The organism is Burkholderia sp. APQ4-4ca, from assembly GCF_057837105.1.
On record NZ_JBYQCG010000072.1, the window covers coordinates 281,825 to 299,211 of the forward strand.

The window sequence follows — 17,387 nt, forward strand, 5'->3', positions numbered from 1 at the left end:
CGCATGACCGCCACCCCCGTCAAGAGCGTGTGCCCGTACTGCGGCGTCGGCTGCGGGATGGTGCTGCACGTCGAGGACGGCGAAGTCGTCAAGGTGTCCGGCGACGCCGACCATCCGACCAACTTCGGGCGGCTGTGCACGAAGGGTTCGTCCGCGCACGTCGCGCTGCGCCGCTCGGGGCGGCTCGACCGTGCGTTCGTGCGGCGCGCCCGCGAGGACGACCTCGTGCCGCTGCCGGCGCGCGACGCGATCGCCGAGACCGCGCGGCGGCTGCGCGCGGTGCTCGATACGCACGGGCCCGATGCGCTGTCGTTCTACGTGTCGGGGCAGATGTCGATCGAGGCGCAATACCTCGTCAACAAGCTCGCGAAGGGCTTCGTCGGCACCAACAACATCGAGTCGAACTCGCGCCTGTGCATGGCGAGCGCGAGCACCGGCTACAAGCAGTCGCTCGGCGCGGACGGGCCGCCCGGGTCGTACCAGGATTTCGATCGCGCGAACCTGTTCTTCGTGATCGGCGCGAACATGGCCGACTGTCATCCGATCCTGTTCCTGCGGATGATGGATCGCGTGAAGGCCGGCGCGAAGCTGATCGTCGTCGATCCGCGCCGCACCGGCACCGCCGACAAGGCCGACCTGTTCCTGCAGATTCGGCCGGGCACCGATCTCGCGCTGACCAACGGGCTGCTGCACCTGCTGCACGCGAACGGGCGCACCGATGCCGCGTTCATCGATACGTACACCGAAGGCTGGGACGCGATTCCCGCGTTCCTTGCCGACTACACGCCCGAGCGCGTCGCGGAGATCACGGGGCTGGCCGAAGCCGACCTCCGCACGGCCGCGCAATGGATCGGCGACGCACAGGAATGGATGAGCTGCTGGACGATGGGGCTCAACCAGAGCACGCACGGCGTGTGGAACACCAACGCGATCTGCAATCTGCATCTCGCGACCGGCGCGATCTGCCGCCCGGGCAGCGGGCCGTTCTCGCTGACCGGCCAGCCGAACGCGATGGGCGGACGCGAGATGGGCTACATGGGGCCGGGGTTGCCGGGCCAGCGCTCGGTGGCGTCCGACGACGATCGCCGCTTCGTCGAGAACCTGTGGCGCGTGCCGGCCGGCACGCTGCGCAAGGACACCGGCAACGGCACGGTCGACCTGTTCGAGCGGATGGCGGCCGGGGACATCAAGGCGTGCTGGATCGTCTGCACGAATCCGGTCGCGACCGTGCCGAACCGGCGCAACGTGATCGCCGGGCTGCAAGCCGCAGAACTCGTGATCGCGCAGGACGCGTTCCTCGACACCGAGACCAACCGCTACGCGGACATCCTGCTGCCCGGCGCGCTGTGGGCCGAGGGCGACGGCGTGATGATCAATTCCGAGCGCAACATGACGCTGATGCGCGCGGCGGTCGCGCCGCCCGGCGATGCGCTGCCCGACTGGCGCATCATCGCGGAAGTCGCGCGCGCGATGGGTTTCGGCGATGCGTTCGACTATGCGTCGGCGGCCGACGTGTTCGACGAGATCGTGCGCTTCTCGAATCCGGCGACCGGCTACGATCTGCGCGGCGCGAGCCACGCGGCGCTGCGCGACGGGCCCGTGCAATGGCCGGTCGCGCCGGGCGCCGCGCGCGAGCGGCACCCGATCCGCTACCTGAACGACGGCGTGAGCCAGCCGCCGCGCACGGCAGCCGACGGCGGCGACGCGCCGCGCATCGCGTTCCCGACGCCGTCGGGCAAGGCGCGCTTTTTCGCGCGGCCGCACGTCGATCCGGCCGAGCTGCCCGACGACACGTTCCCGATCGTGCTGAACACCGGGCGGTTGCAGCATCAGTGGCACACGATGACGAAGACGGGCAAGGTCGCGATGCTGAACAAGCTCAACCCGCGCCCGTTCGTCGAGCTGCACCCGGACGATGCGAGCGCGCTCGGCATCGCCGCGAAGGACAGCGTCGAGATTCGTTCGGCGCGCGGCCGCGCGGTGTTGCCGGCCGTCGTGACGGACCGCGTGCGGCGCGGCAACTGCTTCGCGCCGATGCACTGGAACGACGTGTACGGCGACGACCTGTGCATCAACGCGGTGACGAACGACGCGATCGACGCGGAATCGCAGCAACCCGAACTGAAATACTGCGCGGTCGCGCTCACGCGCGTCGAAGCCGATGCGTTCGCGCACGCCGACGACGACACCGCGCAACCCGATGCAGGTGCCGACGATGCGCGGCCCGCGCCTGCGACGGTGCAGGCCACTGCTTCACAGGAACCCGACATGGCAGACATCGACACTTTCGCGGCCGCGCTGGGCGTCGCCGATTTCGCGCCGCCGCCGCTGACCGACACCGAGCGGCTGTACGTGGCCGGCCTCGTCAGCGGTCTGAAGGCGAGCGCCGGCCGTCGCGACGGCGGCGTGCCCGTGCTGCCGGCCGGCGCGCCGTTGACGCCGCCCGTGCGGTTCTGGCTCGACGGCATGCTCGCGGGGCTGTTCAGCCGCTCGCTGCCCGTGCACGCCGCCGAGCGTGCCGCGCCGGCGCTGCCGGCCGACGCCGCCGCGGCCGGCGGCGTGCGCATCGTGCGCCCGCGCCCGAAGGTCACGTTGTTGTGGGCATCGCAGACCGGCAACATCGAATCGTTGACCGAGGATTACGCGACGAAGCTGATGAACGCGGGCTTCGAGATCCGCACCGCGTGCATGTCCGACTATCCGGTTGCCTCGCTGGCCGGTGCGCAATACGTGCTGCTGATGACGAGCACGTTCGGCGACGGCGATGCACCCGACAACGGCAGCGAGTTCTGGGACGCGTTGCAGGCCGGCAGCGCCGCGCGCCTCGACGGCGTGCATTTCGCGGTGCTCGCGTTCGGCGACCGCAACTACGACCAGTTCTGCGGCCACGGCCGCCGGCTCGACGCGCGGCTCGCGGAACTCGGCGCGGCGCGCCTCTGTGCGCGTGTCGATTGCGACGTCGAATTCCAGCACGATGCCGATCAGTGGCTCGAGCGCGTCGTCGCGCGGATCAAGGAGGCCGATGCCGCGCTGCACGCGGTGCCGTCCGGCGGGATGAGCCCGTCGGGGCTGCTGCCGACGAAAGCGCATCCGGCGCCGTCGAAGCTCGTCGCGAACCTGCGGCTGAACCGGCCGGGCGCCGCGAAGGACACGCGCTACGTGTCGCTGTCGACCCAGGGCGCGAACCTCGAATACGAAACCGGCGACGCGCTCGGCGTGTGGCCGACCAACTGTCCGGAGCTGGTCGACGAGCTGCTGTCCGTCACCGCGCTGAAGGCCGATGCGCCCGTGTCGGTGCCGGGCGTCGGCGATATCCGGCTCGGCGACGCGCTCGCGCGCCACTTCGACATCACGCGCCCGCATCCGGACACGCTGGCCTTCATCGCGTCGCGCAGCGCGAACGGCGCGCTGAAGTCGCTGCTCGGCGACGATCGCAAGGCCGACCTCAAGCAATGGTTGTGGGGGCAACAACTGGCGGACGTGCTGCACGAATACCCGGTCGAGCTGTCGGGCGCGGAGCTGGTCGGCATGCTCAAGCGCATGCAGCCGCGCCTCTATTCGATCGCGTCGAGCCCGAGCGCGCACGCGGGCGAGATTCACCTGACCGTGTCGGCCGTGCGTTATCACAACGGGCGGCGCGCGCGCAAAGGCGTCGCGTCGACGTTCCTCGCCGATCGCGCGGACGACGGCCGCGTGCCCGTGTTCGTGCAGAAGTCCGCGCATTTCAGGCCGCCTGTGAACGGCGACGTGCCGATCGTGATGGTCGGCCCGGGCACCGGCGTCGCGCCGTTCCGCGGCTTCCTGCACGAGCGGCAGGCGCGCGGCGCGCGCGGGCGCAACTGGCTGTTCTTCGGCGAGCAGCACGCGCAGACCGACTTCTACTACGGCGACGAGCTGAGCGCGATGCGCGACAGCGGGTTCCTTACGCGGCTCGATCTCGCGTTCTCGCGCGATCAGGCCGACAAGGTCTACGTGCAGGACCGGATGCGCGAGCAGGGCGCCGAGCTGTTCGCATGGCTGGAGGAAGGCGCGCACTTCTACGTGTGCGGCGACGCCGCGCGCATGGCGAAGGACGTTGATACGGCGCTGAAGGCGGTCGTCGCCGAGCACGGCGGCATGTCGGACGAAGCCGCGAACGACTACGTCGCGCGGCTTTCGAAGGCGCGGCGGTACATGCGCGACGTGTATTGAGCGTGCGAGCGGCGGGCGGTTGTCCGCCAGTTTCGCTGGCAGGTCGACTGCAGGCGCTCCCGTGCGTGCGCCTGCTGGGCGCGCATGAACGCTTCGAGCGGAAACGCCAGCCGCTCGGGCGCGTCGGAATCGCATCGGCCGCTCGCTGCAGCAATGGGTCCGGCGGCGCATGATGTCGGCTCCCCCCAACGAAGCCATGGAGTCGCGTGATGACCGTCTTCCCGCATTTTCCGATTCGAACGTTCGCGATTGCCGCCGTGTTGGCGGTCGCCGCGGTTTCCAGCGCACCGGCGATCGGCCAGACGTCGACGGTGCCGGCAGGTTCGGCCACTGCGACACCCGACAACGCGGTGCTGCTGACCGTATTCCTGAAGCACGACCAGTCGCGCCCGCTTGCCGAGCTGAATGCGCAACTCGCGAAGCAGGGGTTCTACAAGGCGTTTCCGCCGCCGGGCGTCGAGGTGGTGAGCTGGACCGTGACGATGGGAATCGGGCAGATCGTCGTGCTGCGGCTGCCGGCGTCGCGGTTGCGCGAGGTCAACCGCGTGCTCGAGGATACGGCCTGGGGCGCGTACCGGACGGAGTTCTACCCGACCTATGACTACAAGGCGATCGGGTTGGGGGAGCATGAGCGCGCGAAGTGACGCGCGGCAGCGAATTTCCATACGCGTGGTGCGCCGGGAGAGGCGCACCGAATCGACCCGCCGCCATTCCGAAACGTGCCGGGCCGTCGCGTTTCCGTCCTCGCCGGCCGGGCTCGGCGCGGCAGATTCCTCCCAAATGCATCGCAAGTCATTCATCTGATGAAAAAACCACCGCGGTTCCCGGTATGATGCGCACCTTGCGCGTGTCCGCCGCACGCATTTTGATGCGAGGTGGGCACGCGACCGGCCACGGACGCGCGGCAAACGTGCCACAAAACCGCACAATGCCCGTGTGAAAGATTTTGTAATATAAGTTCCTTATACTCGTAAGTTCTGATCCCGGCGCCCCAGCCTTCCCGATGGCCGGCCGCCCGAGGAGAACAACGAGATTTTTGTCGCCGCCCGGCCCATCCGCGCCGCGACACGCTATGCACCACCACTGAACACGTTATGTCTTCCCGCCACCCTGGTTCGCCCGGCCGTGCCGAGGCGGTGATCGCCCGTGCCCGGGCGCTGATCCGCCATGAGCGCGTGCTGTCGCCGCTGCTCGCGCTCGGCATCGGCCTGCTGCTGATCGTGGTTTTCCAGCATCTGTCGGAATCCGTCGACTACCGGTCGGTGATCCGCCAATTGCGTTACATGTCCGTCGGCGAATGGGGCGCGTCGCTGGCCGCGACGGCCCTCAGCTATCTCGCGCTCGTCGCCCGCGATGCGGTCGGCCTGCGCTATGTCGCGGCCAAGGTGCCGCGCGTCGCGCTGTGGATCGGCGCGATTGCCGGTTCCGCGCTCGGCAACGCGACCGGCTTCGGCGCGTTGACGGGCGGGGCGGTGCGCGCTCGCGTGTACGGCGTGTCGGGCGTCACGCCCGCCCAGATCGGCCGGATGACGGTGTTCACGAGCGGCACGCTGGCGCTCGCGATGGTGTTGATGACCGCGGTCGGCATGGTCTGCGTGCCGGAGGCGCTCGCCGCGATGTTGCACGTCGCGCCCGGCGTGCTCACGTGGACGGGCGCTGCACTGCTCGTCGCGCTCGCCGCGCTGGTCGTGCTGTGCGGCAATACCGCGCGCCCGGTCGTCACGCGTTTCAAATGGCTATCGTTCGACGTGCCGGCGCGGCGCGATCTCGTCGCGCAGGTCTTCTATGCGGTGCTCGACGTCGTCGCCGCGGGCCTGACGCTGTGGGTATTGCTGCCGGCGGCGCCGGTCGGCTTCCCGACCTTCATCACCGTTTACGCGGCCGCCTTGCTGCTCGGGATGATCGGCCATACGCCGGGCGGGATCGGCGTGTTCGAAGCGGCGATGGTCTTCACGCTCGGTCGCGAAGTGCCCGCGCACGCGATGGTCGCCGCGCTGATCGCGTATCGCGCGATCTACTTCGGCGTGCCGCTCGTGCTGTCGGCCGGCCTGCTGGCCGGCTTCGAGGGCCGCGCGCTGCGGCGCCGGCTCGTGACGCGGCAGGCCGTGCGCGTATCGCAACTGGCGCCGGTGTTCCTGAGCCTCGTGACGTTCGCGGTCGGCGGGATGCTGGTGATCTCGAGCGCGACGCCCGCGTTCTGGCATCGCATCGCGATCCTGCGCCACATCGTGCCGCTGTGGGTGCTCGAAGGCTCGCAGGTGATCTGCAGCGTGCTCGGCGTCGCGTTGCTGTTTGTCGCGCGCGGGCTGCTGCGCCGGCTCGACGGCGCGTGGTGGATGACGTTCGCCTTGACGCTCGCGAGCCTCGCGCTGTCGCTGGCCAAGGGCCTCGCGTTCGTCGAGGCAGGCGTGCTCGGCACGCTGCTCGTGCTGCTGCTCGTCAGCCGCCGCCGGTTCAACCGTCATTCGTCGCTGCTCGCCGAGCGCTTCACCGTCAGCTGGTTCGTGTCGGTGGCGATGGTGCTGATGCTGGCCGTGTGGGTGCTGTTCTTCGCGTTCCGCGACGTGCCTTACACGCGCGATCTGTGGTCGCATTTCTCGTTCGATGCGCGCGCGCCGCGTGCGCTGCGCGCGACACTCGCCGCCGGCGTGTTCGTCGCGCTGTTCGCGCTGTGGCAATTGCTGCGCCCGGCGCCCGGGCGTTTCGTGAAGCCCGCCGAGCAGGACCTGATCGACGCGGAGCAGATCATCCGCGCGCAGGAATGCAGCGACGCGGGCCTCGCGCTGATGGGCGACAAGTCGTTCCTGTTTTCCGAATCGCGCCGCGCGTTCCTGATGTACGCGAAGAACGGCCGCACGTGGGCCGCGCTGCACGACCCGGTCGGCCCGCGTGAAGAGTGGCCGGCGCTGATCAGCAAGTTCATCGCGCTCGCGCACGCGCACAGCGGCCGCGCCGCGTTCTACCAGGTGCGCGCGAATGCGTTGCCGCTGTATCTCGACGCGGGGCTCACGCTGATGAAGCTGGGCGAGGAAGCGCACATCGCCCTCGACCAGTTCGACCTGAAGGGATCGAACCGTTCGCACCTGCGCTACGCGCTGCGCCGCGGCGACAAGGATGCGCTGACGGTCGAGGTCATCGCGCCGGGCGACGTGCAGGCCGCGCTGCCGGCGTTGCGCGACATCTCCGACGGCTGGCTCGACAGCCGCGATGCGCGCGAGAAGAGTTTCTCGGTGGCCGCGTTCCACGACGGCTATCTGTCGACGCAGTCGGTGATGCTGGTGCGGCAGGCCGGCAAGCCGATCGCGTTCGTCACGTTCATGACGACCGACCTCAACACCGAGGCGACGGTCGGTGTGATGCGCCATCTGCCGGACGCGTCGCCGTACGCGATGGAGTATCTGTTTACGCAGCTCGCGCTGCATCTGAAGGAAGCGGGGTTCCGCAAGCTGAGCCTGGGCATCGCGCCGTTCTCGGGGATGGGCGCGGCGAAGATGCCGTCGCCGTTCCACCGGCTCGGCCTGATGGTCTGGCGCTTCGGCGGCCGCTTCTACAACTTCCGCGGCTTGCGCGCTTTCAAGAGCAAGTTCGAACCGCACTGGGAGCCGCGTTATCTCGCGGCCTCGGGCTCGGTCGGCGTGTTCGTCACGCTCGCGGATCTGTCATTGCTGGCTGGAGGTCGGCGTTCATGATGTCGAAGAAGGGAATCGCGCGGGCGGCAGCCGCCTGCGCGGGAATGATGCTGGCCGGCGCCGCGTGCGCAGCGCAGCCGGCCACGGTGAAAGCCGAAACCGTATCGGGCGGCCGCTATGGGCCCGTGACCGTGACCAGGCCGAGCGGGCCGCTGCGCGGTTTCGTCGTGCTGTTCTCGCGCGAGGCCGGCTGGCATGCCGCCGATCAGCAGGCGGCCGACGCGCTCGCGAAAGCCGGCGCGATGACGGTCGGCGTCGATTCCGGGCGTTACGCGGCGAATCTCGCCGCGAAGCAGGAGGCCTGCCACCACCTCGACGGCGACGCCGAGGCGGTCAGCCATCAGCTCGAACGTCTTGCGCAGTCGTCGCGCTATTTCACGCCGATCGTCGCGGGTGTGGGCCAGGGCGGCGCGATCGCGAAACAGATCCTGTCGATGGCGCCGGAGAACACGATCGCCGGCGTCGTCGCGGTCGGCCCGGCCACGAAGCTCGATCCGCGCTTCAAGCCGTGCCCGCCCGATCCGACGATCGTGCGCCGCGCGATGCCGGGTTTCGTCGAAACGGCTGCCGCGGGCGACACCGAGAAGCTCGTCTCGCTCGTCACGTCGCATCTGCGCGACACCAGCAGCAGCGACGAGCTCGACGTGTCGGACCTGCCGCTCGTCGAGCTGCCGGCCAAGGGCGGCAGCGACCGGCTTGCGATCGTGATCTCGGGCGACGGCGGCTGGCGCGATCTCGACAAGACGATCGCCGAGGCGCTGCAGCGCGACGGCGTATCGGTGGTCGGCATCGACGCGCTGCGTTACTTCTGGAGCGAGAAGCCGCCCGCGCAGGTGAGCCGCGATCTGGCCCGCGTGATGCGCACCTACATGGCGCGCTGGCATGCGAGCCGCGTGGCGCTGGTCGGCTACTCGTTCGGCGCCGACGTGATGCCGTTCGCGTACAACCGGCTGCCGGCCGACCTGCGCGACAAGGTCGCGGTGATGTCGCTGCTCGGCTTCGCGCCGTCGGCCGATTTCCAGATCCGCGTGACGGGCTGGCTCGGCATGCCCGCGAGCGACAGTGCGCTGAAGGTCGCGCCGGAAATCGCGAAGGTGCCGCCGTCGCTCGTGCAGTGCTTCTATGGCGCGGAAGAGAAGGAAACGATGTGCCCGGCGCTCGCGAACACGGGCGCCGACGTGATCAGGACGCAGGGCGATCACCACTTCGGCCGCGATTACATCGCGCTGGAGAAGAAGATCCTCGGCGGGTTCGGCAAGCCGGCGGCGGCGCGCTGAACGCCGGTGGCGCCCGCGTGACGGCGGGCGCCGGCCGGTTTGCTTCCGGTTCATCGTACGGGCGGCCAGCGAGCCGCCCGTTTCATTTTCCGGGCTGCGCTGCCGCGTCCTGCGGCGGCATGGTCGTTCTCGCATCGCGCTGATAAAAGCCAGGAAACCGGTCGAGCTGCCGCCGTGCGGCCGCGAGATCGGTGTCGTCGCCGAGCACCGCGCTCGAAAATCCCGTGCGTTCCATCAACAGCAGCTGGTCGACCAGGACGTCACCGGTTGCGCGCAGGTCGCCGGCGAAGCCGTAGCGCTTGCGCAGCAGGTAGGCCTGGCTGTAGGCGCGGCCGTCGGTGAACGACGGAAACTGCAGGTCGATGCGCTCGGCCTGCGCGATGCGCGCGGCGAGCGGTGGCAGTTCCTCGTCGTTGCCGATCGTCAGCGTCGTCGTGCCGTGCCGCTCGGTGTCGTCGGCATGTTCGGCCGGCGTCAGCAGCCGGATGCGTTCGTTTGCGTTCGCGGTCTCGTGGTTCATGCGGGTTCTTCCTGATGACGCGCGGCGTTCGCGGCGGCCTTGAACGGCTCCGTGCCGATGCGGCGCACCGTGTCGATGAATCGTTCGCAGCGGCCGTTCGCGTCGATGCGCGCGTCGAGATACGCATGGACGAGCGCGTCGACGACATCGACGATTTCGTCCGCCGAAAACGACGGGCCGATCACCTTGCCCGGCCGCGCGGGGCCGCTCGCGATCGAGCCGTCCGACCCGCCGAGCGTGACCTGGTACCACTCCGCGCCGTCCTTGTCGACGCCGAGGATGCCGAGGTGGCCGCTGTGATGATGGCCGCACGAGTTGATGCAGCCGCTGATGTGCAGGTCGAGGTCGCCGATGTCGTGCAGCGGGTCGAGATCGTCGAAGCGCTCGGCGATCGCGTCGGCGACCGGAATCGAGCGGGCGTTCGCGAGCGCGCAGAAATCGCCGCCCGGGCACGCGATCATGTCGGTCAGCAGCCCGACGTTCGCGCTCGCGAGGCCGATCGCGCGCGCGTTTTCCCACAGCAGGAACAGGTCGTCGACGTGTACCCACGGCAGCACGACGTCCTGCGTGTGCGTGACGCGCGCCTCGCCGGCCGAGAAGCGGTCGGCGAGATCGGCGAGCGCATCGAGCTGGTCCGGCGATGCGTCGCCGGGCGCCTGCAGGCGGCGCTTGAACGACAGCGTGACGATGCGCAGCGCCGGGTCGCGATGATCGGCGACATTGCGGGCGAGCCAGCGGGCGAACGCCGGATGACGGCTCGCCTGCGCGGACAAGCGTGCGTTCGCGTCCGCGAGGTCGAGCGTGCGCGGTTTCAATCGCGGCGGGACGAACGACGCGGCGACGCGATCGAATTCGGCCTGCGGGATCGTGTGCGGGCCGCCGTCGTGGACGACGATCTGGCGGAACTCCTCCTCGACGTCGTCGATGTAGCGCTGCCCTTCGGTCTTCACGAGGATCTTGATCCGCGCCTTGTACTTGTTGTCGCGCCGCCCGTAGCGGTTGTACACGCGGACGATCGCCTCGATGTAGTTCATCACGTGCTGCCACGGCAGGAATGCGCGCAGCAGCGTCGCGATCGTCGGCGTGCGGCCCATCCCGCCGCCCACGCTCACGCGAAAGCCGAGTGCGCCAGCGTCGTCGCGCACGAGCTTCAGCCCGACGTCGTGCCAGTCGGTCGCCGCGCGGTCTTCGGTCGCGCCCGTGATCGCGATCTTGAACTTGCGCGGCAGGAACGCGAATTCGGGGTGCAGCGTCGTCCACTGGCGCATCACTTCGGCGAACGGGCGCGGATCGGCGATCTCGTCCGGCGCGACGCCCGCGCGTTCGTCGCACGAAATGTTGCGGATGCAGTTGCCGCTCGTCTGGATGCCGTGCATGTCCACGGTCGCGAGCAGGTCCATCACGTCGGCGGCCTTCGCAAGCGGAATCCAGTTGAATTGGACATTGGTGCGCGTCGTGAAGTGCGCGGTGCGGGTCGGCAGGCGCAACGTGCCGAGCAACGCCTGCGCGTCGCACGCGGCGCGATAGGTGGGGTCGTCGGGGACGTCGTAGTCGCGCGCGATCCGCGCGAGCATGCGAAGCTGCGCGCTCGACAGCTCGCCGTACGGCACCGCGACGCGCAGCATCGGCGCGTGGCGCTGCACGTACCAGCCGTTCTGCAGGCGCAGCGGCCGGAACGCGTCCTCGCCGAGGGTGCCTTGCTGCCAGCGTTCCAGCTGGTCGCGGAACTGGGCGGCGCGGCTGTGCACGAGCGCCCGGTCGAAATCGGTATATCGATACATGACGTGATACGCGAGAGGCGCCACGGCGAACGGCGCGCGGCGCGGAAGGACGTTGCGACGGATGTCAGGCAACGGGAGACAGCGTAGGGAACGCGATGCGGCGGGACAAGCAGCAGATCGGAACGAAAAAGGCGTAGCAGATGACCGGCGGGGTGCCGGTGCGGGCCGGGCATGCGCGCATGCCCGTGCGCGCGGTCACGCGTCGACGACGAGCGTCGGATCGAGCGCGCGGATGCGCTGGTCGATGAAGTAGCCGCCGCCTTCCTGGTAGCGCAGGAACAGGCGGCCGCACGCGCGACAGCAACTGACGGTGCAGCGGTTGTACGGGAAATGGCGCGGCGCGATCGGCGCGTCGTCCGACGCGTAGCGCGTGCCGGCCGGATGATATTCCGAGTAGGTCGGCTCGGGTTCGCCCGGCGGGATGAGCGTGGCCACTTCGATCAGTTGGGTGTCCGGCAGCGACAGCGGCAGGGTCGTCCAGCCGGCGAGCGAGGTCTTCGTGCAGGTGCACGGCTGCGTGACGTGCGCCGCTTCGGCCGTCAGTGCCAGCAGCGCGTCGTGATCGAGGTGGGGCAATGGGTTCATGGGCAATCGGGAAAGGGCGGCGGGACCTGCAATGTAACCCGCGTACGGGGCGGCTGCATGGCCGTGACGCGGCCGGCGCGCGCGCCTTGCGCGATCAGCCTGCCTTGCGGACCGCCGGCTGCGCGATCAGTTCGCCGAGCACGCGGATCGCGCGCTCGATGTCGCGGCTCCACGGATGGCCGAAGTTCACGCGCACGCAGCGCTCGAAGCCGTGTGCGGCCGAAAACAGCGGGCCCGGCGCGAAGCTGATGCCGCGTGCGATCGCCTCGCGATGCAGCGCCATCGCGTCGATCGCATCGGGAAACGCGAGCCACAGGAAATAGCCGCCGTCGGGCCGCACCCATTCGACGCCGGCCGGCAGCCAGCGCCGCAGCGCGTCGTCCATTCGGTCGAGCTGCGTGTGCAGCGCGCCGCGCAGCTTGCGCAGGTGCCGGTCGTAGCCGCCGTGTTCGAGATAGTTCGCGATGCCGGCCTGCGCGGGAATGCTGGCCGACAGCGTCGTCATCAGCTTGAGCCGCTGCACCTTCTCCGCGAACCGGCCCGCGGCGGCCCAGCCGATCCGGTAGCCGGGCGCGAGCGTTTTCGAGAACGAACTGCAGTGCATCACGAGGCCGTGGCGATCGAACGCGCGCGCGGGCAGCGGATAGTCGGGGCCGAAATGCAGTTCGCCGTACACGTCGTCCTCGATCAGCGGCACGTTGCGCGCCGCGAGCAATTCGACGAGCGCGCGCTTTTTTTCGGCGGTCAGCGTCACGCCGGTCGGATTCTGGAAATTGGTCATGAACCAGCATGCGCGAATGTCGTGCCGGTCGAGCGCGTTCGCGAGCGCATCGAGATCGAGGCCCGTGCGCGGATCGACGGGAATCTCGACCGCGCGCAAATCGAGCCGCTCGATTGCCTGCAGCGCGGCATAGAAGCCCGGTGCTTCGACGGCGACGACGTCGCCGGGCCGCGTCACCGCCATCAGGCACAGGTTCAGTGCCTCGAGTGCACCGTTCGTGACGACGATTTTGTCGATCGGCTGCGAGATGCCGGTCGCGAGATAGCGCCGCGCGATCTGCTGGCGCAGCGCCTCGTTGCCGGGCGGCAGGTCGACGACCGTGCTCCACGGGCTCACGAGCCGCGTGGCCTGCGCGAGCGACTTCGCCAGGCGCGGCAGCGGAAACAGCTGCGGCGCCGGGAACGCGGAGCCGAGCGGCACGATGCCGGGTTGCGTGGCCGCATCGAGCACGGAGAACACGAGGCTGCTGATGTCGACCTTGCGCGTGGCGCCGGCGCGGCTCGCGCGGCGTTGCGTCGCCGGGCTCGCGGCCGGCTGGGCGCCCGGTGCGACGTAGTAGCCCGAGCGTTCGCGCGCACGGATCAGCCCCCACTGTTCGAGCAGGTAGTACGCGCGAAACACCGTCGACTGGCTCACGCCATGTTGCGCGATGATCTGCCGCAGCGACGGCAGGCGGGTGCCGACGGCGAGGTTGCCGTTGCGGATGTCGTCGGCGACCGTATGGGCGAGGGTTTCGTAGCGTTTCATCGGCGTGGGCGGAGCGCGTCGTCGCCGGCGCGGGCGAAGCGGCGCCGCGCCGGCGGGCGGCGCTCATTGTCCGATGCGCGGCCCGAAAAGGAAAGGCGCGGGTGTTGCGGCCGCGCCGTCCCGCTGCGTCAGGCCGCGTTCGGCTCGACGATCGGCCCGCTGCCGCCGTGCGGCTACGGCACGGCGCACCTTGCCGACCACGCGCACGCACAGCAGGCCGGCCCGCGGCGAGCGGCGCCACGAACGAGCCTGTCGTGATCGACGGCATCACGCCGGTGAAGGTCGTGAAGAAGATGTCCGCGAGATGGCCCGCGAAGTTCTGGATCCCGCCGCGCGATGCGACGTGCGCGTGCATCGGCGTGCCCCCGACGCGGGCCCGGTAATTGGGGTGCGTTCGGCCGCGAGGCCCGCGAATATGCGCGATGTGCGGCTTGTTCCGATTGCGTGCCCCTGCGTTTTATGGTCTCGTTGCGGGATATCGCATCGAGTCAAAAAAGGACAGTCGGATGCAGGCGGGCGAGTCACGCGGGGTCCGATTGATCAGGGGAATCGGCGCAGGTGCGCGCGCCCGCGGCGCCGTGCGCATGCTGCTCGTCATATCGATGCTGGGCGGGCTCGCCTCCGTTTTGCCGGCCTTCGCCGCCTCTCCCGAAACCGTCAACGACAACGTGCTGCGCGTGCTGGCCTGGCCCGGCTACGCGGATAGCGACATCGTCAGCGCATTCGAGACGCAGTTTCATGTGCGCGTCGAAGTGACGCTGGTCGATTCCGACGAAGCGCTGTGGACGCGGATGCACAGCGCGTCGCCGCCGCCGTACGACGTGCTGGCCGCGAACACGGCCGAGATCCAGCGCTATGCGCATGAACGCCTGCTCGCCCCCATCGACCTGTCGCGCATCCCGAACCGGCGGCGGCAATTGCCGAATTTCCAGCAACTCGCGACGATCGGCGGCCTCGTGCAGGACGGCGCGTTCTATGCGATTCCGTTCACGTATTCGTCGATGGGGCTGATCTACGACCGCAAGCAGGTGCCGGCCGCGCCGCGCTCGATGCGCGAATTGTGGAATCCGCGCTATCGCGGCAAGGTGCTTGACTTCAACAGCGCGCAGCACAATTTCTCGTTCACGGCGCTGGCGCTCGGCTATCCCGATCCGTTCCGCCTGTCGCCCGCGCAAACGCTTGCCGTGGCCCGCAAGCTGATCGACCTGCGCCGCAACCTGCTGACGTACTACACGCTGCCCGAGGAAGCGACCGCGCTGTTCGTCCAGCATCGGGCGGCGCTGATGTTCGGCAACTACGGCACGCAGCAGGTCGAGCAATTGCGTCGCGCCGGCGCCGACGTCGGCTACGTGATCCCGGACGAAGGCGCGCTCGCCTGGCTCGATTGCTGGGCCGTCACGCGCGGCGCGCGACGCCCCGAGCTTGCATTCGCGTGGATCAACTACATGCTCGAACCGGCGATCGGCACGCTGCTGACCGAGCGTCAGGGGCTGGCGAACACCCTTGAGCCGTCGCGCGGCCTGGATACCGGGCGCCGGCATCTCGTGTGGCTTCAGCCGGTGGAGGACATCGCGCGCCGCGAGTCGCTGTGGAGCCGCATCGTGTCGGGCGATCGGCCGGAGCGGTTCGCCAAATGATCCGGCTCGGGCTCACGTCGAAGCTGTCGGTGCTGTTCGCGTGCATCGGCGTGATCGCGTCCGGCACGACCGGCTACTACGCGTATCGGGCCAACCGCGCGATGCTGGCGCAGGAGGCGCAGCACAGTCTGCTGATGTCGACGCAACTGCTCGGGCAGCGCTTCACCAACGCGCTCGCCGACGTTGCCGACGACGCGCTCGTGCTCGCGCAGTTGCCGTCGTCCGCGGCCGTCGCGGGCGGCGACAATCCGGACAACACGCGACGCATGCGGCTCGAGCAGGTGTATTACAGCTTCATGAGAAATCATGCGGAATACTTGCAGATCCGCCTGATCGCGAGCGGGCACTTCGGGATCGAACGCATTCGCGTCGATCGCGATGCGCGCGGCATCGTCGTGCTGCCCGAAAGCGCGTTTCAGGAGAAAGGGCAGTTTTCCTACGTATTCGACACGCTCGCGACGGCGCCCGGTCATATCTACCTGTCACCGATCGTGATCAATCACGGGACGGGATCGCATGCGGCGGAAGGGCTGCCGATCCTGCGCGTCGGGACGCCGGTGGTCGACGCGTCGGGCCAGACGGTTGGCGCGCTCGTCGTCGACGTCGAACTCTCTCGGGTGTTCGCCCGGATCGAGCGCGATCTGCCGGACGACTATGCGGTCTATCTCGCGAACCAGTGGGGCGATTTCCTCGTGCATCCCGATCCGGAACAGACGTTCGGTTTCGATCGCGGCCGGCGCGTGCTGATGCAGGATCGTTTTGCCGTCACGCGCGCGCTGTTCGACAGCGGGCGTACGAACGTGACGTTCAATGGGCTCGCGCAGCCCGATCAGGCGCCGGGCCAGATGTTCGCGTTCGTGCGTACGCCGTTCGGGCACGACGAGGGCAGTCGCTTCGTCGTGCTCGGAATGGCCCGCCCGCTGGCCGACGTGCTCGCGCCGGACGGGATGCTGGGAGAACGGATCGTCAGGATGGTGCTCGTGTCGAGCGTGCTGGCGGTGATTCTCGCGATCCTGTTCGCGCGTGCGATCACGCGGCCGTTGCAGGCGCTCGCGCGCGCGGCGACGCACGTGTTCGACGATTCGGCCGCCGAACGGCTGCCGGTCGCGCGGGCCGACGAGATCGGCGTGCTCGCGCGTTGTTTCGACAGCATGCGCGTCGAGATCCGCTCGCAGATGGCGATGCTGCGCGCGAAGCAGCAGGAGCTCACGCATCTCGCCGGTCACGACCCGCTGACCGGCCTGCCGAACCGCCTGCTGTTCATGGAGCATCTCGATGCGGCGATCCGGCATGCGGCCGCGGTGCACGAGGGGCTGGCGGTGATGTTCGTCGATCTCGACCGCTTCAAGCAGATCAACGACCAGCACGGGCACTCGGCCGGCGACCGCACGCTCGTCGCGGTCGCGAAGCGGCTGAGCCAGGTGCTGCGCGGCGACGACATGGCTGCACGGCTCGGCGGCGACGAATTCGTCGTGCTGATTTCCGACGTGGGTTCGCCGGCCGTGATCGGTGATGTCGCGACGCGCATCCAGATCGTGATGGCCGAGGAGCTGGAGTTCGACGAAGGGCGCATGGCTGTCGGCGCGAGCATCGGCGTCAGCGAATTTCCCGCGGATGGCGCATCGGCCGAGGAGCTGCTCGTCAAGGCCGACGCGGCGATGTACGCGGCGAAGGCATCCGCGCAGTACGTGTGCGTACGCTATCAGGACCTGGTCCGCGGCGGCGCGCCGGACGAGACCGGCCGCCCCGCGTCTGGCGGCAACCGCTGACGGCGCGGCGAAACGCGACGAGCCCGTCGCGGGACGGGCTCGTCTTGCATGCGGGCTGCACGCGCGAGGCGCGCAGCGGCACGCTTAGTGGCCGAAGTAGACCGAGTCGCGCAGGCTGTGTGCTGCCCGGCCGACCGGTGCGCCGCCCTCGACGGTCGCGGCCGGTTGCGCACCGAAGCCGCTGTTGTCGATGCCGTGCACGCGGGCTTGCGCGGCCTCGATGTCGGCCGGGTAGTGCGGGCTCGCCTGGCTGGGCTTGTAGCCGGCCTGTTCGAGCTGGACCAGTTCGTTGCGCACTTGGGCGCGGGTCACGGTGCTTTGCGCGAATGCGCCGAACGACGCGGACAGGGCGACGGCTGCAACGACTGCGGAAACGAGCGATTTCATGATGACCTCCGATGTTTATTGGC

At 69.1% G+C, this 17,387-nt stretch carries 11 protein-coding genes and 1 pseudogene; 6 read left to right on the forward strand and 6 right to left on the reverse strand.

Annotated features, from left to right (window positions below; genetic code table 11):
* The first annotated feature begins 3 nt into the window (after window positions 1-3).
* The 4 genes from AC3IFE_RS07290 to AC3IFE_RS07305 all read left to right on the forward strand — a co-directional run bounded on the left by AC3IFE_RS07290 (window position 4) and on the right by AC3IFE_RS07305 (window position 9,157).
* Window positions 4-4,191, forward strand: coding sequence for a bifunctional nitrate reductase/sulfite reductase flavoprotein subunit alpha (locus AC3IFE_RS07290; protein WP_489190051.1), 4,188 nt, complete (start codon window positions 4-6; stop codon window positions 4,189-4,191).
* A gap of 209 nt (window positions 4,192-4,400) precedes the next feature.
* Entirely contained in the window at window positions 4,401-4,835 is a 435-nt protein-coding gene (locus AC3IFE_RS07295; RefSeq protein ID WP_489190052.1) for a hypothetical protein, read from the forward strand.
* Between the two features lie 450 nt (window positions 4,836-5,285).
* On the forward strand, window positions 5,286-7,880 hold the full coding sequence (gene mprF / locus AC3IFE_RS07300; protein WP_489190053.1) for a bifunctional lysylphosphatidylglycerol flippase/synthetase MprF: 2,595 nt from the start codon (window positions 5,286-5,288) through the stop codon (window positions 7,878-7,880).
* Window positions 7,877-9,157, forward strand: a complete 1,281-nt coding sequence (locus AC3IFE_RS07305; RefSeq protein ID WP_489190054.1) for a virulence factor family protein — start codon at window positions 7,877-7,879, stop codon at window positions 9,155-9,157. The genes mprF and AC3IFE_RS07305 overlap by 4 nt, the downstream gene beginning before the upstream one ends.
* 82 nt (window positions 9,158-9,239) lie before the next feature.
* Here the strand turns inward: AC3IFE_RS07305 and AC3IFE_RS07310 are convergent, their stop codons facing one another.
* From AC3IFE_RS07310 to AC3IFE_RS07330, 5 genes and pseudogenes are all read right to left on the reverse strand, one after another.
* Window positions 9,240-9,677, reverse strand: coding sequence for a DUF934 domain-containing protein (locus AC3IFE_RS07310; RefSeq protein WP_089469919.1), 438 nt, complete (start codon window positions 9,675-9,677; stop codon window positions 9,240-9,242).
* Window positions 9,674-11,458 (reverse strand): nitrite/sulfite reductase, encoded by a 1,785-nt coding sequence (locus AC3IFE_RS07315; RefSeq protein WP_489190055.1) that lies wholly within the window; start codon window positions 11,456-11,458, stop codon window positions 9,674-9,676. The genes AC3IFE_RS07310 and AC3IFE_RS07315 overlap by 4 nt, the downstream gene beginning before the upstream one ends.
* A gap of 195 nt (window positions 11,459-11,653) precedes the next feature.
* The gene (locus AC3IFE_RS07320; protein WP_489190056.1) at window positions 11,654-12,043 is read right to left on the reverse strand and encodes a hypothetical protein; all 390 of its coding nucleotides are present in this window, start codon (window positions 12,041-12,043) and stop codon (window positions 11,654-11,656) included.
* A 94-nt stretch (window positions 12,044-12,137) separates the two neighbouring features.
* Window positions 12,138-13,571 (reverse strand): aminotransferase-like domain-containing protein, encoded by a 1,434-nt coding sequence (locus AC3IFE_RS07325; RefSeq protein WP_489190057.1) that lies wholly within the window; start codon window positions 13,569-13,571, stop codon window positions 12,138-12,140.
* 63 nt (window positions 13,572-13,634) lie between these two features.
* Window positions 13,635-13,929: pseudogene (locus AC3IFE_RS07330) on the reverse strand (hypothetical protein); the annotation flags it as partial.
* 148 nt (window positions 13,930-14,077) lie between these two features.
* Between AC3IFE_RS07330 and AC3IFE_RS07335 the strand changes: the two are divergent.
* Together AC3IFE_RS07335 and AC3IFE_RS07340 are read left to right on the forward strand one after the other, a co-directional pair.
* A complete protein-coding gene (locus AC3IFE_RS07335) occupies window positions 14,078-15,208 on the forward strand; it encodes an ABC transporter substrate-binding protein (protein ID WP_489190058.1) in 1,131 nt (376 codons plus the stop codon).
* Window positions 15,205-16,977 carry a diguanylate cyclase domain-containing protein gene (locus AC3IFE_RS07340; protein ID WP_489190059.1) on the forward strand — a complete coding sequence of 591 codons (1,773 nt, stop codon included), beginning with the start codon at window positions 15,205-15,207 and terminating at the stop codon, window positions 16,975-16,977. The genes AC3IFE_RS07335 and AC3IFE_RS07340 overlap by 4 nt, the downstream gene beginning before the upstream one ends.
* A gap of 84 nt (window positions 16,978-17,061) precedes the next feature.
* Here the strand turns inward: AC3IFE_RS07340 and AC3IFE_RS07345 are convergent, their stop codons facing one another.
* Window positions 17,062-17,364, reverse strand: coding sequence for a DUF4148 domain-containing protein (locus AC3IFE_RS07345; protein WP_489190060.1), 303 nt, complete (start codon window positions 17,362-17,364; stop codon window positions 17,062-17,064).
* Window positions 17,365-17,387 lie beyond the last annotated feature (23 nt).